Genomic DNA, 22832 nt, shown 5'->3' with positions numbered 1-22832 from the left:
TCACCCGCCACCGACGAGGGAGGGGATGCGGGCGAAGAGCTCATGGGTGAAGGCGAGGAGCTCGGAGATCATCCAGTGGCCGGAGATGAGAAGGGCCACGGACACGGCGACGGCCTTGGGCACGAACGAGAGCGTCACCTCCTGGATCTGGGTGATCGACTGCAGCAGCGAGATCGCGAAGCCGACGACCAGCGCCGTCACGAGCACGGGGGCCGCGAGCTTCGCCGAGATCAGGAGGCTCTGCATGCCGATGTCGAGGACCGCATTGGTGTCCATCAGCCACCTCCGCTGTAGCTCTGGATGAGCGAGGTGATGATGAGGCCCCAGCCGTCGACGAGCACGAACAGCAGGATCTTGAACGGCAGCGAGATCATCACGGGCGGGAGCATCATCATGCCCATCGACATGAGGGCGGCCGAGACGACGAGGTCGATGACGAGGAAGGGGATGAAGATGACGAACCCGATGATGAAGGCCGCTCGCAGCTCCGAGATCATGAAGGCCGGGATGAGGGTGATCATCGGGACGGACTCGGGGGTGACAGGGTTCGGCTGCCCGGCGGCGCGCGTCATGAGGGCGATGTCGTCCTCCCGCGTGAACGCGATCATGAACTCGTGCAGGGGAACGGATGCCGCCGTCACGGCCTGCGTGAAGTCGGTCGTGCCGTTCAGGAACGGCTGCACGGCGACGGTGTTGATCTCGGTCAGCACCGGAGCCATGATGAACAGCGACAGGAACAGGGCGAGCCCGGCCAGCACCTGGTTCGGCGGGATCGTCGGCAGGGCCAGGGCGTTCCGGGTCATGGCGAGCACGACGAAGATCTTCGTGAACGACGTCATCATGAGCAGGAGCGCCGGCGCCACCGAGAGCAGCGTGATGCCGATCAGCGTGATGACGGCCGTGCTCGGCTCGCCGTTGGGGCCGTTGATCTCGACGCTCACATCGCCGCCGCCGGTAGGCGCTGCGGGATCCGTCGGCGACACGGGGTCGGACGGGGCGGCCGACGCGGGGTGCGCGCCGAGCATCATGAGCACGAACGCGATGGCGGTCGCAGCGATCAGCAGGGCGAGGATGCGGCCGATCGCCGGGCCTCTCCTGGTCGCCGCGGCCCTCACCGATCCTGCCGGAGGAAGGCGGCTGTCGCCCGCCAGGTCTCCCGCGACAGGATCGAGCCGCTTCCGGCGAGGGCCGGAGGGTTCGCCCGCTTGACCGAGGCTCGGGTGGGGAGGTCATCGGGAGCGGCGGCTGCTGCGGGTTCCGCGTCGAATGCCGCGTCGGCCAGCACGCGCTGGAACTCGTCGTCGGTCGTCGAGGGATCGACGACGGGCGTGCGCTCGCCGGAGTGCAGGACGTTGATGTTCTGCTCGGTCACGCCGAGCACGAAGCGACGGCCGTCGACGTCGACGACGACGACGGATGCCTTCGACCCGACGCCGGTGCGGGCGACGACCTCGAGCGGGCTCGCCTTGCGCATGCGCCGCTTCGAGCCGCGCGTGATGCGGCGCTGCAGGAAGACGAGCAGGCCGAGCACGGCGGCGAGCGACAGCGCGACCCGGGCCACGACGATGACGAGATCCATCTAGGCGTCGCCCTCGGCGACGTCGAGGATGCGGGTGATGCGCACGGCGTAGTCCTGGTCGACGACCACGATCTCGCCGTGCGCGATGAGGCGGCCGTTGAGCAGGACGTCGGCCGGGGCGCCGGCCGAGCGGTCGAGCTCGATGACCGAGCCCGGCTCGATGGAGAGCACGTCGCGCACCGACATCCGCGTGCGCCCGAGCTCGACGGCGAGGGTCATCTCGACGTCGCGGATGCGACCGAGGTTGGGCGCATCGCCGGATGCCGCATCCGTCGCCGGACGGGTGGGACGGTGCATCCGGAGCGCGAACCAGCCGACGGTCACGCCTCCGTCGGTGAGGGCGTAGACCTCGGCCTCGGCATCGGCGACCCAGCCGGCACGATCGACCCTGGCGGTGCCGAGCACGCCGGGGCCGAGCGTCGCTGCGGCGGCCTCGAGCGCCGGGCGCAGCGCATCGGCCTGCGAGACGGCGGTGCCCGCGGTGCCCAGGGCGTCGTCGATGCCGGCGGCCGCCTGGAGCACGAGCGCGAGCTCGGCGGAGGACGATCCGACGAACGATGCGACGACGGCGTCCGAGAACGATGCCGCGAGGCCGGACCGGTCCGACAGGAGTTCTGCCGAGAGGCGGCGGTCGGTCGGGAGCACCTCGACGAGGGTGGTGACGGCGACCGAGGAGACGGAGGCGGTGGAGATCATCGGGGACTCTCTTTCATGCTGACGACGACGAGGGCTCTGCGGGACCCGCTGGTGCCGACAGCGGCGTCGGCGAGGACCTCGCCGTTCACGCTGAGCTGCAGGGGGCGGTGCTCCGGATGCGGAAGGGGGATGACATCGCCGACGGCGAGCCCGAGGACGACTCCGGGGCGGATCGGGGCCTCGGCCAGGCGCAGGGAGACCTCGACGGGAACCGTCTGTACCTGGGCCTCGACGAGGGAGCGTGCGTTGGCCGTCGACGCCGCGCCGAGGCCGGAGCCGAGGCGCGGGAGCAGGCTGGCGGCAGGCAGGGCGACCGTGGCCCTGGTCTCGCGCTCTCCCACGGTCAACGCGAACTCGGCGATGATCATGAGCTCGGTGGTGGGGGCGGCCTGGGCGAACTGCGAGTTGTACTGCACCCCGTCGACCGCGATGGGGGCGACGAGGAGGGCTCCCAGCGCGTACTGCAGGTCTTCGAGGGAGTCGTCCATGATGCGGCGCACCAGGGCGAGCTCGATGGGGGTGAAGGTGCGCTCGGGGAAGGACTCGCCGGCGTGACCGCCCAGCATGTGGTGCACCCACCCGAGCGCGTCGGAGGCCGGGAACTGCACGACGGCCTTGGCGTCGGTGTCTCCGATCGTGCAGAGCACCATCGCCGTCGTCGACGGGAGCGAGGCCGAGTACTCGTCGTAGCTCTGCATGACGACGCGGTGGCAGGTGGCGTGGGAGAGCACGCGCACCCGCGCCGTCATCTGCGTTCCCCAGGCCCGGGCGAAGGTCTCGAACGCGAGCTCGAGCATGCGCGACTGCTCGCGGGCGAGGCTCGTCGGACGACGGAAATCGTACGGTTCGGCCGTGCGCTCACGCGTCGTTCGGAGGTCCTGGGGTGTCACATGCAGCACTATCGGCCTCGGCGGCCGCGCCGTTAGCCGGCGATGGCAGCGATTTCCGGCATGCGTGCTCAGCCGGCGCGTTCTGCGAGTACCGACGGGATCAGTGCCCGGACGTCGTCGGGCAGGTTGGAGAGCACGGCGATGTCGACCCGGCGGTTCTGGGCGGCATCTCCCTCCGTCGGGCCTGTCGCGGCCGGGCGAGCCGACCCGTAGCCGACGGCGGAGATGTGGGCGGGTTGGATGCCCCCGACCTCGACCAGTCGCCGCAGCACCTGCGTGGCGCGCCCGCTCGAGAGCTCCCAGTCGGTCGGGAACGGGAACGACGTCCCGCGGTAGTCGGCGTGACCCTCGACGGACACCTGTCGCTCGGTCGGCGTGACGATCGGGCCGATCGTGTCGAGGACGCCGACGGCCTCGCCTCCGAGAGCGTCGCTGTTGGGCTGGAAGAAGGTCTCCCAGCCGATGAGGCCGACGGTCAGTCCGCGCTGGTCGATGGTGAAGGTCACGTCCGAGGCCATGCCCTTCGCGTCGAGGGCGGAGTGCAGGCGTTCCCTCAGCTCCGTGAGCGAGTCGACCTCGTCCTCGGCCTGCTGCTGGTCGGTCTGCGGATCGTCGGTTCCGGCGAGGGCCGTGTCCTCCGAGGCGCCGGTGAACCCCTCGGCATCGTGGTCGACCTTGTCGGGCGGCACGACGATGCCCGATGCCGTGTCGACTGACCCCTCGTCGACGACGCCGAATCCCGTCGCCAACGAGTTCTTGAGCGCCGTGAACTTCGCCTGGTCGACGCTCGACATCGCGAACAGCACGATGAACAGGCACATCAGCACAGTCACCATGTCGGTGTACGACGCCATCCAGCGCTCGTCGGCGTGGAACTCGCCGCCGGTGTCGAGCTTGCGCCGTCGTCGTCTGCTCATGCCGCGGCCGCTGCGTCGGCCGGGGCAGCCGGACGGGCATCCGGGACCATCGCCCTCAGCCTCTCCCCCAGCACCCGGGGCTGGCTGCCGGCCTGGATGGCGAGGACGCCCTCGCACAGCAGGGTCATCCGCTCGGTCTCGAGTTCGGCGAGGCGCTGCATCCTGTTGCCGATCGGGAACCACACGAAGTTGGCCGTGAGGAGTCCCCAGAGAGTGGCCACGAACGCCGACGCGATCATCGGGCCGAGGGTGTCAGGAGTGTCGAGCTTCTCGAGCACGTGGGTGAGGGAGACCACCGTCCCGATGATCCCGACGGTCGGGGCGTAGCCGCCGAGGGCCATGTAGAACCGCGCCGAGTTCTTCGCCGATCGGGTCTTGGTGGCGATCTCGTCCTCCAGCATGACGCGGAGGTCCTCCTCGTCGATGCCGTCGGCGATGTTGAGGAGAGCGTTCTTCAGGAACGGATCGTCGACCTCCTCCGCCTGCTGCTCGAGGGCGAGGAGCCCGTCGGCGCGGGCGGTCTCGGCCAGCGACACCAGGGTGTCGATCGTCGCCGTGGGCGTCACGACCTTGCCGCGGAAGGTGCGCGGGAGAGCCTTCACGGCTCCGAAGAAGTCCTTCATGGTGCCGCCGGCGATGCCGACGGCGATGGTCGCACCGATCACGAGCACCATGGGGCCCGGGATGATGACGGAGTCGATGTGGGAACCCTCGAGCGTGATGGAGGCTGCGACGGCCCCGAACGCCAGGAGGATCCCGATGATGGTCGCCGGATCCATCAGATCCTCCTCGGGAGCACGGGAACCGCGCGGGCGCGTCCGTCGTCATCGTCGTCGGGATGGGGATCGTCCCTCGAGTCGTGATCAGCCGACGTGACCAGTTCGAGCTGACGGATGCCGGACCGCGACACCGGGATCTCCTGGGCGAGGGAGAGCACCCGGGCCCTGTAGGCGGCGATGCGCTCGATCACCTCGGGGAGGCTCTCGGTGACGATGTACTTCGATCCGTCGACCAGGACGATCGTCGTGTCCGGACTCGAATGGATGCGCTCGATGAGATCGGGATTGATCGCGAACTGGGAGTCGTTCAGCCGCGTGACTACGATCATCCGCCCGATCCTGATCTCGACCCCCTGTGGGTCGTCATCAGGCACTATCGACCGGGGAAGCGCGGCCGTTAGCCGACCGCACTCCCCTCCCGGGCTCTATCAGCGCTTGAGGTTGGTGAGCTCCTGCAGCACCTCGTCGGAGGTGGTGATGATGCGGGCGTTCGCCTGGAAGCCGCGCTGGGCGACGATCAGGTTGGTGAACTCCTGCGACAGGTCGACGTTCGACATCTCGAGGGTTCCGGCGGTGACGGAGCCGAGTCCGTCGGAGCCCGGAGCGCCGAGTTCCGGCGCTCCCGAGTTCACCGTGACGCGGTAGCTCGACGAGCCGGCCTTCTCCAGGCCGCCGGGGTTCGCGAAGGTCGCGAGGGCGATACGGGCGATCGCCTGCTTCTCGCCGTTGCTGAACAGGCCGACGAGGGTGCCGTCCTTCGACAGGGTGAACGACTCGAGGGTTCCCGCCTCCCGGCCGTCCTGCGACGAGATCGCGACGGTGTTGAGCTCGGCGAAGCCGCTCACGCCGCTCAGGTCGACGGCGACGCCGCCGACGGTGATGCCGGTCGGTCCGGTGAGCTTGCCATTGGTGAAGCTGAGGGTTCCGGATCCGGTGGCGCCCGTGCCGTCGGCGCCGGCGACGTCCCAGCCGGTCGCTGTCTTCGACAGCGTGAGGGTGAGTGTGCGCTTGGTTCCCGATGCGTCGAAGACGTCGACGTCGCGCACCAATGAGGTGCCGACGGCTGCGTCCGAGGGCAGGTTGCCGCCGACAGTGGCCTTGGTGGTCGTGACCGCGGGGATCACGGCATCGAGGGGCAACGTGATGGTGCCGATGGCACCGCCCTCGGCGATCTGGCCGTTGACGGCGTTCCAGCCCTGCAGCAGGGAGCCGTCGGGCGTCACGAGACGGCCTGCGGCATCCGGATCGAAGGACCCGGCCCGGGTGTAGAGCACCTCGCCACCCGACCGGGTGATGAAGAAGCCGTCGCCCGAGATCATCATGTCGGTGGCGCGGCCCGTGGCCTGAGCCGAACCCTGGGCGAAGTTCGTCGAGATGCCGGCGACCTGCACGCCGAGGCCGATCTGCGCGGGGTTGGTGCCGCCGACCTGCGCCTGCGGAACACCAGCGCCCTGGGTCATCTGCGAGAGGGTGTCCTGGAACTGCGTCGCCGACGACTTGAACGCCGTGGTGTTGACGTTGGCGATGTTGTTTCCGGTGACGTCGAGCATGGTCTGGTGCGAGCGGAGGCCGGAGATTCCGGAGTAGAGCGAGCGGAGCATGGGAATGACCTTTCAGAGGAAGAACGGATGCGGTGGGAGGTTCAGGAGGCCGTGCTGACGGAGGAGACGAGATCGAGGGCGACGGTCTCCTTGCCGACGGTGACCGTCGGAACGGAGCCGGTGTAGGAGACGGAGCTGACGACACCCGTGGCCGTCGTGCCGTCGGGGCGCAGGAAGCTGACCTCCTTGCCGACGAGGGCAGCGGCTGCGATGCGCATCTGCAGCCCGAAGTCCTCCGTGCTCGTCGTGGCGAGCTCGGTCATCTTCTCCATCATCGCCAGCTGGGTGGTCTGGGCGATCATCTGGTTGCTGTCCATCGGCGAGCTCGGGTCCTGGCTGCGCAACTGCGCCACGAGCAGGGACATGAACGCCTCGGCGTCGAGGGACTGCTTGGGGGCACGGGTCGGGGTGGAGGCGTACATCCCCGAGGTCGCTGTGACCGCGTCGATCGTCATGGTTCTCCTTCTCTCAGGCCATCACGTCGATGGTCGAATGGGTCGTGATGCCCCTGGGGGCGGTGGTCTGAACGGATGCCGGCACGATCACGGGACGGCGCCGCTGCGACGAGCCCGTGTCGGCGCCGTCACCCGGCATCCGGCCCTCGCCGTGCTCGCCCTGCTCCCCCGCAGCGTTCTGCTGGGCGCCGGAGTCCCGAGGATCGCGCGAGGAGAGGTCGAGGCTGGCGCCGAGGCCGGTGGTGGCGAGGTCGCGGCGCAGGTCGCCGATGATCCCCCGGATGGCATCGCGTCCGGCATCCGTCGGGGCGAAGAGCTCGATGCGCAGGCCGTCGACTCCGAGGTGCGCCCGCACCGTGACCGGTCCGAGTGCCTCGGGCGCGATGTCGATGCTGAGAACGTGCTGACCCGGGCCCGCCTGTGCGAGCGCAGTGAGCGGCCGCAGCAGTTGCGGCGCGAGCGGCGGGTCGACCGGCCGAGCGGCCGGCGGTGCCGCGGACGGCGCCGAGGCCTCCGTCGGAGTCTGGACCACGCTGACGCCGGCGGCCACGACCGGGCTCGCCGGGGCGGCGGATGCGGATCCGGATGGGGCGGGAACCGGAGCGCTCCGGTCGGGTGACCCGGAGCCCCCGTCGGTCCGCGCCGCAGCGACCTCGATCGCGGCAGCCGGGGCGGCCGGGTCTGCCGGGGCGGCCGGCGTGGACGGCATGCTCGTCGTCGTCTGCCTTGCCCGGGCATCGTCCTGCGAGGACGCGAGTGGTGCGGACGCGGCCGGGGTCGACCCGGGTTTCGCCTCATCGTGAGGGAGGGCTTCGGCGGGGGCAGGCGGTTCCGACGAGGACGCTGACGCGGTGACGGCCGAGCCGGAGCCCGAGGTCGGAGGTCGGGAGACGAGTCCGTCGAGCGCGGCGGTCGATGCGGCGGACGGAGATGCGGTTCCGGATGCCGGGACTGCGACGGCCGGCGGCCGGGATGCCGCGTCACCGGCCTGCCCGCTCGCGGACTCTCCTGAAGCCGAGACCGTGGCCGAGATCGACATCGAGTCGGCGACCGACGTCGACGCTCCCGCAGCGCCGTCCGCCGACGGCACGGTGACCGTCGCACCGGGCGCCACGAGCGGGGGCAAGGAAGCCTGCTGCGCGGCGAGGCCCGCGTCGGGGGCGACGGAGGCTGTGGCATCCGTCGTGTCCGACTCCGCCGTGGGCGCGTGATCACCGGCCGATGCGGTGCCCTGGTCAGCCGAGGCGGGCGGAGCGGGCGAGGCGTCCGCAGGGTCGGCCGTGGTGGCTGCTGCCGACCCTGTCGGACCGGTCGGACCGCCGCCGGATCCGTCGAGCTCGCGGCCGAGCGCCCTGTCGAAGTCGACGGCAGCGGAGGCGTCGGCCCGCGGCGTGTGGCGTGCGACGGGAACGAGGGCGCGATCCGACGCGACGCCGAGCCCGATCACGCGGCGGCCCCGGCGAGCAGGGAGCGGTACGCCGCGGTGATGAGATCGGTCATGGCCGCGTTCGTGTCGGCGGCGACGCCGGCGGCCGAGGTGACGGCTGCCGCAGTCGGCACTGCCGCCGGCGCAGCGGATGCCGTCGGAACGATGCGCCGGATGGTCGTGATCTCGTCGTCGCTCATGTAGGCGTCGACCAGGCTGACCGTGCGACCCTCGTACGGTGCGTGGATCACCTTGCCGTCGCCGGCGTAGATGAGGATGTGGTCGCCGCCGCCGGTGACGATGAGGTCGCCGGGCTGGGCCTCCGCGAGGGAGCCGACCTCGGTGCCCTCCGTCATCTGCTGCGTGACCCGGCGCGGCAGGTCGATCCCCAGGTCGGCATAGACCCGCTGCACGAGACCCGAGCAGTCCATGCCCGAGGAGTCCTCGCCGCCGAAGACGTAGGGAACGCCGAGATAGCCCTTCGCCGCTGTGACGACGTCGGCGCCCGTGGCGCTCCCGGTCGACGGCGCGGACGACCGAGCCTCGATCGCGCTCCCCTGAACACTGGACAGCTCGCTCGCGAACCCGGTGGCGGTCGCGGCATCAGCGCGGGTGGTCGTCGTTGCGGCCGGATTCGTCACGAGTCCGTCGATCATCCCGCGGATGGTCTCCACGCGGGCGGCGGCGTCGACAATGCTCATCGGTTCTCCCCCTGTGCCGTCTGCGCCGGCATCCCGGCCTGCATCACGGCACGGCGGCGCGACGCGATCTCGTCGAGCACGATCTGTTCGCGGCGGCGCTCGTCGAGCTCGACGGCTGCGGCGTGCCGCTCGGCGAGCTTTTCCAGTGCTCCGGCATCCTGTCGCGCACGGGCGTGCGCCTCTCGGGCGGCGGCGGCCTCGGCGTCGCGCTCCCGGCTGAGCTGGTTGAGCTCACCAAGCATCGTGCGGGACGAGGCCCTGGCTGCGGCGATGGCGTGCAGGGCCGAGATGGGCACTGCAGCCGGTGCCTGCTCCGAGTCGAGCGCGGCCCTCACCAGGTGCTCGCGCTCCGTCGCCTCGGCGACGCGCTCGCGAGCGAGCGAGAGGTCGACGGCGGCGGTCTCCTCCTCGAGCCTGCGCAACCTGAGCAGTCCGGTCAGTGAGAACGTGCGGTTCATGATCCTCCTCCGAGCAGCGCGACCAGGGCATGCAGGCGCGTGCGGGTCTCCTCCGGTGTGCAGCTCTCGTTCATCGACTGTCGGAGGAAGCCGTTGATCGCGTCCTCGTGGTCGACGGCGGCGTCGACGAGCGCGTTGGCGCCCCGGCGGTAGGCGCCGACATCGAGCAGGTCCTGTGCTCGCGCCCGGGCCGCGAGCACCCGGCGGAGCGCCGAGGCGGCCGCGAGGTCCTCGGGCCGGCTCACGCGGCTCGCCACCCTGGACACCGAGCCGAGGGCGTCGACGGCCGGGAAATGCCCGCCGACGGCGAGGGATCGGTCGAGGACGACGTGCCCGTCGAGGATCGACCGTGCCGAGTCGGCGATGGGCTCGTTGTGATCGTCACCGTCGACGAGGACCGTGTACAGCCCGGTGACCGATCCGACCTCGGCTGTTCCGGCGCGCTCGAGCAGCTGGGCGAACACGGCGAAGGTCGACGGCGGGTAGCCGCGGGTGGCCGGAGGCTCGCCGACCGACAGCCCGATCTCGCGCTGGGCCATGGCCACGCGGGTGAGCGAGTCCATCATCAGCACGACGTGTCGTCCGTCGTCTCGGAACGCCTCGGCGATGCGGGTGGCGACGAAGGCTGCGCGCAGCCGCACGAGGGCCGGTTCGTCCGAGGTCGAGACGACCACCACGGACCGGGCGAGACCCTCGGGACCGAGGTCGTCCTCGAGGAACTCGCGCACCTCGCGGCCGCGCTCGCCCACGAGGGCGATCACGGTGACGTCGGCATCCGAGCCTCGGGCGATCATCGACAGCAGCGACGACTTGCCGACGCCGGATCCGGCGAACAGGCCCATCCTCTGGCCGCGCCCCACGGTCGTCAGCGAGTCGAGCACGCGCACGCCGAGGTGCAGCGGCTCCGCGATCCTGGCCCGGCGCATGGCGGGCGGGGCGTCGTTGTCGATGGGCACCCGCTCGACGACGTCGAGGGCGCCCCGGCCGTCGATCGGTCGTCCGAGGCCGTCGATGACCCGGCCGAGTAGGCCCTGACCGATCGGCACCGAGAGCGGAGCACCTGTCGTGCGTACGGCGTCGCCGGATCGCACGCCGGTGAGCCGGGCGAGCGGCATGCAGCGCAGCCCGGAGTCCCCTGACGCCACGACCTCGGCCGGCACGGCGTCGGCTCCGATCAGCACGATGTCGCCGATGGCGGCCTCGACGCCGCGCACGTCGATGCCGAGTCCGACGACGGAGGAGACGCGGCCGACGCGCTCGGGGCGGGCGGCGAGCAGGGCGCGGGAGAAGGAGTCGGGGCGGGGACGCACCAGGGTCGCCGTCATCGCGTGCCCTCCTCGAGGAGGATGCGCCGGGCGCGGTCGAGGGCCGAGCGGATGCCGGCATCGAGGAACCCGTCGGGGAGCGTCGCCGTCGCCTCGCCGCGCTCGACGGCAGGGTCGGCGACGATGGCCAGGCCGCCGGCGCGGTCGGAGTGCTCGGCGAGGAGGGCCGCATCCGCCGGGTGCATCCGCAGCTCCACGACGAGGTCGGCGGCGACGCCGGCGAGAACCCGGTCGACCGCAGCGGTGGCCGCGGTCAGCGGATCGGAGAGCTCCCGGCCGATGATGGCCTCGGCCAGGTCGACGGCGGAGGCCGTGAGTACCTCGCCGGCCTCGCGCAGCACGGGGAGGGTGATGGCGCGCACGGCGTCGGCCGCACTGGCGCTCGCGCGGAGGGCGCTGGCGTGGGCGTCCGCCCGGGAGGCTGCGAGGCTCGCCGCCTCGACCTCGAGGGCCGCGCGACGCTCGGCCCACTCCTGCTCGGCCCGGCGCAGTCCGGCAGCGTAGCCGAGAACATGACCGCGGGATCGGGCATCGGCCTCGATACCGGCCGGCCGCTCGCGCGCCTGGCCGACGGCAGGGAATGCCGTCGCGACGAATCCGGTGTCACTCGACAAGGTCGTCCTCCTCGGCTCGATGGAGCGTGATGACTCCCTCGGCCTCGAGCGTGCGGATGGAGCGCACGACCTCGGCGCGGGCCTCCTCGACCTGGGCGGACCGCACGGGGCCGAGCAGTCGGGCCTCGTCGTCGATCAGCTCGCGGTTGCGCTCGGACACGTTGGCGTGGATGACCTCGATCACGGGCTCGGGGGCGCCCTTCATGGCGAGTGCGAGCACGGGGGCGTCGATGCCGCGCAGCACCTGCTGCACGGCCTTGCGGTCGAGGCGCACGATGTCGCCGAAGGTGAGCATGCGCGAGCGCACCTCCTCCGCCAGCTCGGGATCGCGGATGTCGAGGCCGTCGAGCACGGCTCGCTCCGTGCCGACATCCGCCCGGTTGATGATGTCGACGAGGGGCTGGACGCCACCCACGGCGTCGCCGGACTCGCGCGATGCGACCACGGCGCCGGCGCGCGACTTGAGCGTCTCGGCGACGACCTTGACGGCCTCGGGCGTCGCCGTTCCCATCGTGGCGATGGCGTGGGCGACGGCCGTGCGCGCCTCGGGCTCCAGGCCCGCCATCACGGCGGCGGCGTGCTCAGCCCGGAGCGAGGCGAGGACGAGGGCGATGGTCTGCGGCAGTTCGGCCTCGACGAGGGTGCGCACCTGGGCGGCGTCGACCTCGTCGAGGAACTCGAAGGCCCGGCCCGCCATCGACGAGGCGACCCGGCTCAGCACGCCCGCCGCCCGCTCGGCGCCGAAGGACGCCTCGAGCAGCCCGACGGCCACGTCGCGCCCGCCGCGGGTCTGCAGGGAGCCGCGCACGCTGAGTTCGTGGAACTCGGCGAGAACGCCGTCGGCCGTTGCGCTGTCGACGCGCCGCAGGCGCATGATCTCGGAAGTGATCTCCTCGGCCTCGAGGTCGTTCAACTGCTTCATGACCTCGGCGGCACGCGTCGGCTCCATGTTCATCAGCACGACGGCGGCCTTCTGGGCGCCGTTCAGCACTGCGCGATTCTCGGTCATACGGGCTGCCTGTCATCCATGAGCGCGCGCAGGAACTCGGCTGTCTTCTGGGGATCCCGGCCTGCCATCGCCTCGATCTCGGCGAGGCGGCGTCCGGCATCCGCCTGCCCGCGCAGGGCCGGGTTCGAGAGTTCGACGGTGTCGATGGGCAGGGTGGGCATCATGTCGATCGCCGTGGGACCGGCGAACGTCTGCTCGAGCTGCTGCGTCTGCTGTGCCTGCTCGAACTCGAGCACCTCCGCATCGCGACGCCGCGAGCGACGGGCGATGAGGATGATCGCGATCATCACGGGGATCGCGATTCCGAGGGTGATGACGGCGGTGCGGATGAGCGACGCGAGTTGCTCGGCGGCCGCAGCATCCTTCGCCGCGGCGAGAGCGGCTGCGGCATCCGTCGCTCCGGCCGTGCTGAACGGAACGGTCTCGACGGTGACGACGTCGCCCCGGGTGGTGTCGATGCCCGCCGCCGACGAGACCAGCGAACGCAGCCCGGCCATGTCGATGTTCTCGGCGTCGGAGTTCACGGCGACGGACACGGTCTGACGGGCGAGCGACCCGGCCGGGATGGTGCGGGTCTCGGTGACCTTGTTGACGGCGTTGTTCTTCGTGGCCGATTCGGATTCGTAGGCTCCGTCGCCGGCCGCGCCGTCCGGCACGGCGATGTTGTCCGGTCCGAGCACGCCCGCGGCGGTTCCGCCGCCGCCCTGGTACGTCTCCTTGGTCGTCGTCTCGTTGATCGCGGGGATGTCCCCGGCCCCCGTGTAGCTCTCCTCGACCCTCTCAGCCGATTCGCTGCTCACGTCGGCGGCCACGACGACTGTCGCGTTGCCTGCGCCCACGACGCGGTCGAGCATGGCCTGCACCGCATTCTCGATGCGGCCCTCGTAGTCGGACGCCTGCTCGTCGGCGCCGCCGGTCGCCCCGACTCCGACAGCCGAGAGCACTTTTCCGGTGGAGTCGACGACGGCCACGTCCTCGGGCTTCATGCCCTCGATCGATGCCGACGTGAGGTGCACGACGGCCTCGACCTGCGCCGAGGTGAGGGTTGTGCCGTTGCGGGTCTCGATGAAGACGGATGCCGTCGGGTCGGTCTTCTGGTCGACGAAGACGGTCTCCTCGGGGATGGCGAGCCTGACCGACGCCGTCTGCACGCCGTCGAGGGCCGAGATCGTCGAGGCGAGCTCGCCCTCGAGCGCGCGCTTGTAGGTCACGGACTGCTGGAACTCGGAAGCTGTGACGCCCATATCGTCGAGGAGCGAGTATCCGCCGTCGCTCGAGCTGGGCAGGCCGGCCGATGCAGCCTTGAGGCGCTCGTCGTAGACCGCCTCGCGCGGCACCATGACGGTCGCGCCGCCGTCGGCGAGCTCGTACGAGACGCCGTCGCTGCGCAGTTGCTCGACGATCGCATTGGCATCCGCCGCCTGCAGCCCGGTGAAGAGCGGCGAGTACGACGGCGCCGTCAGCCAGGAGACCAGCGCCGTCACGCCGAGGGCGAGAACGGCCAGGCCGATGATGGCCACGGTTCGCTGGGCGAGGGTGAACTGCCGGACGCCGGCGAGGAGGCTGCCGAAGCCGGAGCGGAGGGCGGCGGGCATCAGGCCTGCATCCGCATGATCTCGTTGAAGGCGTCGACGCCCTTGTTGCGCACGGCCGCGACGAGCTCCATGGTGACCTGGGCGCGGGTGGCGGCGATCGTGGCCGTGTGGATGTCGCTGAGGTCACCGGTCACCGCGGCGACGGCGAGGCTGTCCGACGTTCCCTGCAGCTTCTGCAGCTCGTCGACGGCACCCGTCATGGAGGCCGGGAAGGTCGAGTTCGCGGCACTGTCGGCGGCGTCGGCCTTGGTCGGGGGCTGCACGAGGGCGACGGGGGTGACAGTGCCGACGGCACCGATCGCGGGAATGGTCATCAGGCACGTCCGATCTGGATGGCGGCGGTGTAGGTCTCCTTGGCGCGGTCGACGACGGCGGCGTTCGCCTGGTAGCCGCGCTGGGCGAGGATCAGCTGCCCCATCTGCGAGGCCATGTCGATCTCGGGGTAGCGCACGTAGCCCTCGGCGTTGGCGAGGGGGTGGTCGGGCTCGTAGACGAGGCGTCCCTCGGCATCGCCGTAGGCGGCGCCGGCGACGTACACGCCCGTCGTCCCCTCGCCTGCCTGGGCGAGAACGTAGCGGGCCTGGAAGGCCTCGTCGTCGCCCGAGGTGGCCGTGTTCATGTTCGCCAGGTTGTCCGAGACGGCGTCGAGCCACTTGCGGTGCAGGGTGAGGCCGGTGCCGGCGATGCCGATCGCGTCGAAGGTCATCAGCTCGTCCTCATCGCTGCGCGGACGCTGCTGAAGGCACCGTCGACGGCCCGGGAGGCGAACTGGTACCGCAGCACGGTGTCGACGTTCGACAGCGTCTCGGTGTCGAGATTCACGTTGTTTCCGTTGAGCTGGGTGGGCTCGAGGGACCGCGCGATGGTGGGGGCGACGTTCCCGTCACCCGAACGCACCGAAGCGGCGAGGGCGTCCTCGAACGCCACGCGCTGGGCCGTGTAGTTCGGCGTGTTGACGTTGGCGATGTTGTCGGCGATGGCGCGCTGGCGCATCGCCAGGCCATCGAGGGCGCTGGAGAGCGCCGAGATGCTCACGGAATCGAACACGAGACCTCTTCGTGATTCAGGGGAAGAGGGCCGATCCATGGCCCGTTCGTGAGCGATCCGTGCTCGATGACAGCTATCGGCAGTTCGGCTCGCGACGTTAGGCAGGGGCCGGGAGATTTCCGAGACGGATGCCGCCCGCCGGAATCAGCCCTGAACGTCGAGGTAGACCGCGCCCGATGCTGCGACATCCGGAACCGTGCGAACGGCCTCGAGGTGGCGCCTCACGGAGCGGCGTTCCTCGATGAGGAGTTCGAGCATCTCGCGCTGGAGCGCCAGGACCTCCGCCGCGCGCTCGTGCAGCTCGTCGGGCAATGCGCCGAGCTCCGGGTCTGGGCGCCAGTCCCCCGCGCTGCGGTGTCCGGGGTCGGGCGCTCCGTCACCGCGTTCGGGGTCGGGATCCGGGTCGGACACCGCGAAGAGGGCGTCGGCCTCGAGCGCGTCGAGTACCTCGGTCCACGAACGAGGGGTGCGATCAGGCGAAGCCAAGGTGCAGGCCTCCCCCGCCGACGGGTGCGGCGGAGGTCGGGGAGCCGGCGGCGGCCGTCGGCAGGGCTGCTGCCTCGTGCCAGGCTGTCGCGAGGGGCTCCAGCAGGTCGATGGCCTGCCTGGTGAGGGCTGCATCGCGCTGCACGTTCGCGTTGCGCAGGGTGGTGGTGACGAACGCGTACACGGCGAGCAGCCCCTCGGCGCCGTCCCAGAGGTCGACGCGCAGTGATCCCGACAGTTCGGCGACGATGTCCTGGGCGTGCAGCAACGCGGTGGACGCGTCGCTCCACGATTCCGAGCGCTGGGCGTGCTCCGCCCGGTGCAGGTCGAGCAGCAGCCTGTCATAGAGCATGGTGAGCAGGCGTGCCGGTGTCGCCGAGAGCACGGCTTCGCGGCCGTACTGGGCCTGGGCCTGCAGGAGGTTCGTCACTTGGAACTCGATCCGCTCGTGGTGGGCAGTGCGGCGATCTGGGAGGTGAGCCAGGCCGATTGCGAGTTGAGGGCGCTCATGCGCACCTCGAGGGCGGCATACGTGCGCTCGAGGCTGGCCCGACGGTCGTCGAGCCGGCGGGTCCAGCTCTCGATCTGCTCGTTCATCGACTTCACGACGGTCTCCTGTCCGTTGATGCTGGTCGTCAGCCTGCCCGTGTACTTGTCGGAGACCGTGGTGGCCGCGTCGGCGACGCGACCGGCGATCGTGGCGAGCATGCCCTCGGCTGCTGCGGGATCCTTCGCAAGGGCGGCGGAGAAGGCGTCTGGGTCGAAGACCAGGCTGCCGTCCTTCAGGAAGCTGATGCCGATCTGCGAGGGGGACGCCCCGCCGATCGGCATCGAGACGGCCGAGGCCAGGGCGAGGCGCGCCGAGCGCACCGTCGAGTCGCCCGTGAACGACCCGAGCTTCGGCGTCGTGCTGCCGTCGGCGTTGGTCGTCGTCGAACTCGCCGACTTCGCGTCGATCGATCCGAGGATGGCCTTGATCGCATCGGTCAGGGCCTTCGCGGCCGTGGAGGCGACGGAGGGATCGCGCGCGACGGTAACGGTGACCGGGTCGACGGATGCCGCGGACACCGTGACGTCGACGTCGCCGATGAGACCGGTGAACGTGTTCGTCGACGACCGCACGACCTGCTCGGCGGCCGTCCCGGACCAGAGCGCGACCTCTGCGTCCTGGGCGGTGCGAATCGCGGCCGCCCCGGGTTCTGCGAGCAGGTTGGTGCTTCCGCGGAGAACGCCGAAGGCGGCATCCGCCCCCGTCGCGGTCGAACTGAGCTGCAGTCGGTACTGCTGGTTGCCGTCGGCGTCGAGGCCGGCGCGCACTCGGGTGGCCGTGACGGGTCCGCCGGACTTGTTGATCGCCGAGGCGATGTCCTCGAGCGAGGTGCTCGCGGCCGTGACCTCGGTGCGGGTGCCGTCGTGGGCGACGAGAGTGAGGGTGGCCGGGATGTCGGGCCACGCCGTCATCGGCGCCGTGACCGAGGTCTGGCCCTGGGCGACCGAGCGCACGACGATGTCGATGCTTCCGGCCACGGCGTTCGCGCCGGCCTTCGCGGTGACGGTGCTGGAGGACGACGACGCGGTGAACGCGGTCAGCGACGATGCCGTGCGGTTCGAGGCGGCCAGAGTCGCGAGCGAGGAGAACTTGAGGTTCAGGGCCTGCAGGTCGCTGATGGTCGTGTTCGACGACGCGACCCGGGCGCTCAGGAGGGTCTGCGGCGCCGCCTCGATGGCCATCAGCTTCGTGATGAGTGCTGCGGTGTCGAGACCGCTGGCCAGTCCGTCGAGTGAGATCCCCATGGTCGTCCTTCCTGTGCGTGGCGTGCAGGGTCGAGCCGGACGGACCCGGCGAGCGCGTGGTGGGCCCTACACCCGTCCGCGTCCGCCGGGACCATCCGTCATGCCGATCTAGCCGAGGAGCTTGAGAACGCCCTGGTTCGACTGGTTGGCCTGCGCCAGCATCGAGGTGCCCGCCTGCGAGAGGATGCTCGCACGCGTGTAGTTGACCATCTCCGACGCCATGTCGGTGTCGCGGATGCGCGACTCCGCGGCCGCCAGGTTCTCACCGGCGACGTTGAGCGAGTTGACGGCCGACTCGAAGCGGTTCTGCTGGGCACCGAGACCGGCGCGCGAGGTGGAGACAGCCGTGATCGCCGCGTCGATGGCGGTGATCGTGGTGTTCGCCGCCGTGTTGTCGGTCACGTCGAAGCCGGTCGGTGCCGCGGTGCCGTCGGCCGAGGCCAGCGCTCCGACGTCGCCGGCGACATCCGCCAGGTTCACCGCGATGGTGTCGCTGGTGCCGCTGCCTGCGCCGACCTGGAAGTTCAGCGAACCGCCCTTGAGCAGGTCGATGCCGTTGAACTTCGCGTTGTCGGTGATGCGGAACAGCTCCTTGCCGAGCTCGTCAGCCTCCGTCTGGATGGCGGCGCGCGAGTCGGCGTTGTTGGAGTCGCTACCTCCCTGGACGGCGAGGTCGCGCATGCGGTGCAGGATGTTGTGCACCTCGGTGAGCGAGCCTTCAGCGGTCTGGATGACGCTGATGCCGTCCTGGGCGTTGCGTGCGGCGACCTTGTTGCCGGAGATCTGCGAACGCAGGCCCTCCGAGATCGACAGGCCGGCCGCGTCGTCGGCAGCACGGTTGATGCGCAGTCCGCTCGAGAGCTTCTCGAGCGACTTCGACAGCGCGTTCTGCGTGTTGTTGAGGTTGCGGTAGGCGTTGTTGGCCGCGGTGTTGGTGTTGATCTGCATACCCATGGTGTGTTCCTCCGTGATCTGGGTGTCGTCACGGGCCCATCCGTGGGCCCGCATCCAGAGCTATCGGCACACCGGGAGGACCCGTTAGACGAATCCTCGGGTTGATCGGCAGGGGCGCCTCAGGAGACGGTGGAGACCCGGCCGCGCAGCGCCGCCCGACGCGAGACCTCGAGCACGGCCTGCTCGGCGACGCGCGCGAGGTAGGCGCTGCGGCTGGCCGTGGCGACCCTCGAGACGGGCACGTGCGGCTCGTCGCCGTCGGAGTAGTGGGTGCCGAGCCCGTCGCGGAGCAGGCGGATCGCCTCGGAACGCTGCTGCGAGACGGCGGAGTGGGTGATGCCCAGCTCGGCGGCGATCTCGGTGACGGTGCGGTCCTCGAAGTAGACGGCGACGATGATCGCCCGCATCCGTTCGGGGAGTGCGTCGACGGATGCCCGCAGGTAACGCAGCTCCTCCCCCATCAGCAGGCTCTCCTCGGGCGAGACGATCTCGGCGGCCAGGGAGTCGGCGACGGTGTCGTCGAGCGACGTGACCGAGCGCCCGGCGTCGGAGAGTGCGGCGCGGGCGGTCTCCCGGTCGATGCCCATGGCGTTGGCGATCTCGTCGACGTCGGGGGTGCGCCCGAGGGCGGTGGTCAGGGTCTCCTGCACCGCGAGCGTCTCCTTGATGCGCTTGCGAGCCGAGCGGGGCGCCCAGTCGGCCGAACGCATGTCGTCGGCGAAGGCGCCGACGATGCGGCGCCGCGCATACGCGCCGAACGGGATGCCGAGGGTCGGATCGAAGGACTCGGCGGAGGTGATGAGAGCGATGGCGCCCACCGAGGCCAGGTCGTCGCGGGACAGGTGGGTCGCCCTACCGCAGAGCTCGGAGACCAGGTAGCCCACGAGCGGCAGGTTCTCGACCACCAATGCGTTGCGCTCGATCCGATTCACTGTCCATCCCCCGTTGTCCGGGCACCGGAAACGGTGCCTGTCCTCACTCACTTCGGGTATGGGTGTGGTCGTCATTGCACGCCGGATCCGTACTCCGATCCGACGGTGGAACAGGCTCTCGACGCGTGTCCAAGCTATCCGTCGGGACCCCGGAATCTCGCCCCGGAACGCGCCCCAGTCCGAGTGTCGGCACGTTGGCCGACACCGCCGTGTACCCCGGAGTCGCCGGCTCGGAGCATGATATGTACCCCTCTGGAGAACGCGGACATGCGCGCTCACTAACATTGAGCGCGATGCGACCGACAGTTGCTTTCACGAGCGGAAAAGCGTCGGAGATCGACGATGGATCGTCATCATGCACACCCGATGCGAATGGAGAAACACGTGGGGGCCACCGAATTGTCAGCAGTGCTCTGGCATGAGCGCGAGCTCCTCGAGTTGTTGCTCTTCAAGCTCGAGGAGCAGCAGCTCCTGCTCACGGCGGGGAAGACCCGGTGGATCCCGTTCGCGACCCGCGAGATCGAGCAGGTGGCCGAGCGCCTCCGCGAGAGCGGACTCGGCCGGTCGGTCGAACTCGACGCCATCACCGCCGAGTGGGGCGTCGATGCCGAGCTGCCGCTGCGCGAACTCGCCGACGCCGCCCCGGACGGCCCGTGGGGCGACATCCTGCGCGACCACCTGCAGGCGATGCTCGAACTCACCGCCCAGATCACGGCCGTGCGCGATGTCAACGATGCGCTCCTGCGTTCCGCCCTGCGCTCGACCCAGGAGGTCGCGGCGGGCATCGACGGCGACTCGGGCACCTACGACGCCAGCGGCACCACCGGTGCTCCGGCACGCGGCGCACGCATCATCGACCGGGAGCTGTGAGCGCACCATGAGCACCTTCGGCGCCCTGAACACCGCCTACACCGGGCTCGTCGCCGCGCGACTCGGTCTCGACGTCGTCGGCCAGAACATCACCAATGCGAACACCGACGGCTACACCCGCCAACGGGTCTCCTCCTCGGGGATCGGAGCTGTGACCGCCGGCCGATTCAGTACGGGCGCGCACGTCGGGCAGGGCGTCTCGATCGACGGCATCGCCAGGCTCGCCGACGCCAGGCTCGACGCCCGCGTGCGCGGCGCCCTCTCGATCGCCGGATTCTCGGATGCCAGGGCCACGGCCCTCGGCACGCTCGAGAAGTCGCTCAACGAGCCCGGCGCCACCGGCATCTCGGCGCAGCTCGGCCAGTTCTGGGCCGCGTGGGGCGAGTTGTCGAACCGCGCGGGTGAGCCGGCATCCGAGAGCGTGCTGCTCCAGCAGGCCTCGGTGCTCGTCAATCGCATCGCCTCGGGCTCCCGGGCGGCCCAGACCCAGTGGTCCGAGGTTCGCGGCGGTGTCGACGACCAGGCAGCGCAGCTCAACGCGGCTGGCGCCGAGGTCGCCGAGCTCAACGCCCGGATCAGGTCGACGCTGGCCTCGGGAGGCTCGGCCAACGAGCTGCAGGACCAGCGCAGCCGCGTGCTCACCACCATCGCCGGGATCGCCGGCGGACGCGTCGAGCCTCAATCCGACGGAACCGTCACGGTGTTCCTCGGCGGAAACGCGCTCGTCACGGGCGACTCGTTCCGCCCCGTCACGGTTCTCGGCGGCGGCAGCATGGCCACGGCGGCGACGGATCCGGTGCGACTGGAATGGGCCCACCATCCCGGCATCGCCGTCGAACTCGACGGCGGCTCGCTCGGCGGCGCACTGACGGTCCTCGCTCCCGCCGAAACCGGCGGAACCGGGGGCGCCCTCGCCGAGACCGCGGCCTCCTACGACGCCCTCGCCCTCGCACTCGCAACCCAGGTGAACGCGATCCACCGCACCGGAGCCACCGCCGACGGAACCACCGGGCACGACTTCTTCGTTGTCGACGCCGGCGTCTCGGCCGCCCAGGGTCTGCGTGTCCTTCCCACCGACGGTTCCGGCATCGCGACGGGCACTCCGGGTGCCGGCGGCTCCGACGGATCGATCGCCGATGCCATCTCGGGCATCTCGAAGACCGACGGCTCCCCCGACGACCTGTGGTCGGGCCTGGTGACCCGCGTCGCCGTCGCTGCGCAGACCGAGATCCGCAACTCGGCCCTCGCCGACCTCGCCTCCTCGAGCGCCGTCGCCGCGCAGCAGTCGAACTCCGCGGTCGACCTCGACGAGGAGAACATGAACATGCTGGCGTTCCAGCGCGCCTACCAGGGGGCGGCGCGTGTGATGACGGCCATCGACGAGGCCCTCGACACCCTCATCAACCGCACCGGACTCGTGGGGAGATAGCGATGATCACCCGTGTGACGCAGACCATGATGATGCGCTCGGCCCAGCAGAACCTGCAGGCCAGCGCCGCGCGCCTGGCAGCGACCCAGGAGAAGGCGGCATCGCTGCGCGCCATCTCCCGCCCGTCCGACGACCCGACAGGCACGGCCGACGCCCTGCGCACGCGGGCGGAGCAGCGGTCGGTCGACCAGTACACCCGCAACGCCGACAACGGCATCGGCTGGCTGACGACGGCCGACACCGCACTGTCGACAGCCTCCAACGTGCTGCGTCGTGCGCGCGACCTGACCGTGCAGGGCGCCAACGACGGCGCTCTCTCGCCCACGGCCAAGGAGGCCATCGCTGTGGAGCTGGAGTCGCTGCGCGACGACCTGCTCGGCATCGCGAACACCGCCTACCTGGGTCGCAGCGTCTTCGCCGGCAACTCCGACGCCGGAGTCGCCTTCCAGGCCGACTTCTCCTTCACCAGCGCTGCCGGAAGCACGGTGCAGCGCCGGGTCGCGGACGACCAGACCGTGCGCGTGGATGCCGATGGCGATGCCGCCTTCGGCAGCGGTGCGGCGTCGGTCTTCCAGCTCCTGACCGACATCGCGGCCGACCTGCGATCGGGCCGGAACGTGCAGGCGCGCCTCGGCGAGATCGACGACCGGGCCACGAAGATGGTCAGCACGCAGGCGGAAGTCGGACAGAGACAGGCGCAGATCGAACGCGCAGAGGAGATGCTCGTGGCACAGACCGGATCGCTCGAGGCCCGACGGGCCGCCATCGAGGACGTCGATCTCGGGCAGATCTCGCTCGACCTGAAGATGCAGGAACTGGCCTACCAGTCGGCGATCGCCGTCTCGGCCAAGGTGCTCCCCGCAACGCTCATGGACTACCTGCGATGATCGGCGAGCTGAGGTTCCTCAGCCCTCCCCCCGGACTCGAGCCGGCCACGCGATTCAGCCTGCAGGCGCTCGACGGCGCAGTCGGCGTCTTCGCGCTGCGGTCGGAAGACGACCCGGGGCTGAGGCTCTTCGTCCTCGATGCGCCCACCTACGTCTCCGGGTACACGCCCGAGCTGGGGGTCGAGCAGCGCGACGCCCTGCAGCTCGGTGACGTCGACCCCGTCGTCCTCGTGGTCTCTTCGCTGACGGATTCCGGCCCCACGGTGAACCTGGCGGCACCGATCATGGTCAACCCGCAGACCGGTGCTGCCCTCCAGGTCATCCTCGACGGCCAGGACTGGCCGCTGCGGCATGCCCTGACCGCCGCCTCGGCCTAGCCGGGAGCTCC

Annotated in this window: 29 protein-coding genes; 4 read left to right on the top strand and 25 right to left on the bottom strand. The window is 70.5% G+C overall.

Going from position 1 to position 22832, the window contains the following annotated elements:
• From fliQ to E4M00_RS04705, 25 genes are all read right to left on the bottom strand, one after another.
• A complete protein-coding gene (fliQ, locus tag E4M00_RS04825; protein ID WP_056163663.1) occupies nt 1-276 on the bottom strand; it encodes a flagellar biosynthesis protein FliQ in 276 nt (91 codons plus the stop codon).
• Entirely contained in the window at nt 276-1115 is an 840-nt protein-coding gene (gene fliP / locus E4M00_RS04820; RefSeq protein ID WP_135119367.1) for a flagellar type III secretion system pore protein FliP, read from the bottom strand. Before fliP ends, fliQ begins: the two co-directional genes overlap by 1 nt.
• The gene (fliO, locus tag E4M00_RS04815) at nt 1112-1579 is read right to left on the bottom strand and encodes a flagellar biosynthetic protein FliO (RefSeq protein WP_135119366.1); all 468 of its coding nucleotides are present in this window, start codon (nt 1577-1579) and stop codon (nt 1112-1114) included. The genes fliP and fliO overlap by 4 nt, the downstream gene beginning before the upstream one ends.
• Nucleotides 1580-2275 (bottom strand): flagellar motor switch protein FliN, encoded by a 696-nt coding sequence (gene fliN / locus E4M00_RS04810; RefSeq protein WP_135119365.1) that lies wholly within the window; start codon nt 2273-2275, stop codon nt 1580-1582.
• Entirely contained in the window at nt 2272-3165 is an 894-nt protein-coding gene (locus E4M00_RS04805; protein ID WP_240036853.1) for a flagellar motor switch protein FliM, read from the bottom strand. The genes fliN and E4M00_RS04805 overlap by 4 nt, the downstream gene beginning before the upstream one ends.
• Before the next feature lie 68 nt (nt 3166-3233).
• Entirely contained in the window at nt 3234-4082 is an 849-nt protein-coding gene (locus E4M00_RS04800) for an OmpA/MotB family protein (protein WP_135119363.1), read from the bottom strand.
• Nucleotides 4079-4861 (bottom strand): motility protein A, encoded by a 783-nt coding sequence (locus E4M00_RS04795; protein ID WP_135119362.1) that lies wholly within the window; start codon nt 4859-4861, stop codon nt 4079-4081. The genes E4M00_RS04800 and E4M00_RS04795 overlap by 4 nt, the downstream gene beginning before the upstream one ends.
• On the bottom strand, nt 4861-5190 hold the full coding sequence (locus tag E4M00_RS04790) for a flagellar FlbD family protein (RefSeq protein ID WP_135119361.1): 330 nt from the start codon (nt 5188-5190) through the stop codon (nt 4861-4863). The genes E4M00_RS04795 and E4M00_RS04790 overlap by 1 nt, the downstream gene beginning before the upstream one ends.
• A 99-nt stretch (nt 5191-5289) precedes the next feature.
• A complete protein-coding gene (locus E4M00_RS04785; RefSeq protein WP_056163688.1) occupies nt 5290-6462 on the bottom strand; it encodes a flagellar hook protein FlgE in 1173 nt (390 codons plus the stop codon).
• Nucleotides 6463-6503: 41 nt separating this feature from the next.
• Entirely contained in the window at nt 6504-6917 is a 414-nt protein-coding gene (locus E4M00_RS04780; protein ID WP_135119360.1) for a flagellar hook capping FlgD N-terminal domain-containing protein, read from the bottom strand.
• Nucleotides 6918-6930: 13 nt separating this feature from the next.
• The gene (locus E4M00_RS04775; protein ID WP_135119359.1) at nt 6931-8364 is read right to left on the bottom strand and encodes a flagellar hook-length control protein FliK; all 1434 of its coding nucleotides are present in this window, start codon (nt 8362-8364) and stop codon (nt 6931-6933) included.
• Nucleotides 8361-9044, bottom strand: coding sequence for a C40 family peptidase (locus E4M00_RS04770; RefSeq protein WP_135119358.1), 684 nt, complete (start codon nt 9042-9044; stop codon nt 8361-8363). The genes E4M00_RS04775 and E4M00_RS04770 overlap by 4 nt, the downstream gene beginning before the upstream one ends.
• Entirely contained in the window at nt 9041-9502 is a 462-nt protein-coding gene (locus E4M00_RS04765; RefSeq protein ID WP_135119357.1) for a flagellar FliJ family protein, read from the bottom strand. The genes E4M00_RS04770 and E4M00_RS04765 overlap by 4 nt, the downstream gene beginning before the upstream one ends.
• Nucleotides 9499-10827, bottom strand: a complete 1329-nt coding sequence (locus tag E4M00_RS04760) for a FliI/YscN family ATPase (RefSeq protein ID WP_135119356.1) — start codon at nt 10825-10827, stop codon at nt 9499-9501. Before E4M00_RS04760 ends, E4M00_RS04765 begins: the two co-directional genes overlap by 4 nt.
• Entirely contained in the window at nt 10824-11441 is a 618-nt protein-coding gene (locus tag E4M00_RS04755) for a FliH/SctL family protein (protein WP_167756827.1), read from the bottom strand. The genes E4M00_RS04760 and E4M00_RS04755 overlap by 4 nt, the downstream gene beginning before the upstream one ends.
• Nucleotides 11431-12450: a flagellar motor switch protein FliG gene (fliG, locus tag E4M00_RS04750; protein WP_056163711.1), complete on the bottom strand. Its 1020-nt coding sequence runs from the start codon at nt 12448-12450 to the stop codon at nt 11431-11433. Before fliG ends, E4M00_RS04755 begins: the two co-directional genes overlap by 11 nt.
• On the bottom strand, nt 12447-14045 hold the full coding sequence (gene fliF, locus E4M00_RS04745; protein ID WP_135119354.1) for a flagellar basal-body MS-ring/collar protein FliF: 1599 nt from the start codon (nt 14043-14045) through the stop codon (nt 12447-12449). The genes fliG and fliF overlap by 4 nt, the downstream gene beginning before the upstream one ends.
• Nucleotides 14045-14359 carry a flagellar hook-basal body complex protein FliE gene (fliE, locus tag E4M00_RS04740; protein ID WP_135119353.1) on the bottom strand — a complete coding sequence of 105 codons (315 nt, stop codon included), beginning with the start codon at nt 14357-14359 and terminating at the stop codon, nt 14045-14047. The genes fliF and fliE overlap by 1 nt, the downstream gene beginning before the upstream one ends.
• Nucleotides 14359-14751, bottom strand: coding sequence for a flagellar basal body rod protein FlgC (locus tag E4M00_RS04735; protein ID WP_135119352.1), 393 nt, complete (start codon nt 14749-14751; stop codon nt 14359-14361). Before E4M00_RS04735 ends, fliE begins: the two co-directional genes overlap by 1 nt.
• Nucleotides 14751-15092 (bottom strand): flagellar basal body rod protein FlgB, encoded by a 342-nt coding sequence (locus tag E4M00_RS04730; RefSeq protein WP_056163724.1) that lies wholly within the window; start codon nt 15090-15092, stop codon nt 14751-14753. The genes E4M00_RS04735 and E4M00_RS04730 overlap by 1 nt, the downstream gene beginning before the upstream one ends.
• A gap of 144 nt (nt 15093-15236) precedes the next feature.
• Nucleotides 15237-15578 (bottom strand): hypothetical protein, encoded by a 342-nt coding sequence (locus tag E4M00_RS04725; protein ID WP_135119351.1) that lies wholly within the window; start codon nt 15576-15578, stop codon nt 15237-15239.
• Nucleotides 15565-16008, bottom strand: a complete 444-nt coding sequence (locus tag E4M00_RS04720; protein WP_135119350.1) for a flagellar export chaperone FliS — start codon at nt 16006-16008, stop codon at nt 15565-15567. Before E4M00_RS04720 ends, E4M00_RS04725 begins: the two co-directional genes overlap by 14 nt.
• A complete protein-coding gene (gene fliD, locus E4M00_RS04715; RefSeq protein ID WP_135119349.1) occupies nt 16005-17372 on the bottom strand; it encodes a flagellar filament capping protein FliD in 1368 nt (455 codons plus the stop codon). Before fliD ends, E4M00_RS04720 begins: the two co-directional genes overlap by 4 nt.
• Before the next feature lie 108 nt (nt 17373-17480).
• Nucleotides 17481-18326, bottom strand: a complete 846-nt coding sequence (locus tag E4M00_RS04710; protein ID WP_275668156.1) for a flagellin N-terminal helical domain-containing protein — start codon at nt 18324-18326, stop codon at nt 17481-17483.
• Nucleotides 18327-18445: 119 nt separating this feature from the next.
• Nucleotides 18446-19258: a sigma-70 family RNA polymerase sigma factor gene (locus E4M00_RS04705; protein WP_135119348.1), complete on the bottom strand. Its 813-nt coding sequence runs from the start codon at nt 19256-19258 to the stop codon at nt 18446-18448.
• 384 nt (nt 19259-19642) lie between these two features.
• On the opposite strand from E4M00_RS04705, the gene flgN reads away from it, so the two are divergent.
• From flgN to fliW, 4 genes are read left to right on the top strand one after another with little or no spacing between them, the layout of a single operon-like run.
• Complete coding sequence (gene flgN, locus E4M00_RS04700) at nt 19643-20128, top strand: flagellar export chaperone FlgN (protein WP_135119347.1); 486 nt, start codon at nt 19643-19645, stop codon at nt 20126-20128.
• 7 nt (nt 20129-20135) lie between these two features.
• Nucleotides 20136-21557 carry a flagellar hook-associated protein FlgK gene (flgK, locus tag E4M00_RS04695; RefSeq protein WP_135119346.1) on the top strand — a complete coding sequence of 474 codons (1422 nt, stop codon included), beginning with the start codon at nt 20136-20138 and terminating at the stop codon, nt 21555-21557.
• Between the two features lie 2 nt (nt 21558-21559).
• Entirely contained in the window at nt 21560-22444 is an 885-nt protein-coding gene (gene flgL, locus E4M00_RS04690; RefSeq protein ID WP_135119345.1) for a flagellar hook-associated protein FlgL, read from the top strand.
• Nucleotides 22441-22821, top strand: a complete 381-nt coding sequence (fliW, locus tag E4M00_RS04685; RefSeq protein WP_135119344.1) for a flagellar assembly protein FliW — start codon at nt 22441-22443, stop codon at nt 22819-22821. Before flgL ends, fliW begins: the two co-directional genes overlap by 4 nt.
• Nucleotides 22822-22832: the final 11 nt, after the last annotated feature.

The organism is Orlajensenia leifsoniae (genome assembly GCF_004570845.1).
Taxonomy (GTDB): domain Bacteria; phylum Actinomycetota; class Actinomycetes; order Actinomycetales; family Microbacteriaceae; genus Orlajensenia; species Orlajensenia leifsoniae.
Note: the sequence above shows the minus strand (reverse complement) of the source record. Positions and strands in the feature narration are given on the sequence as shown.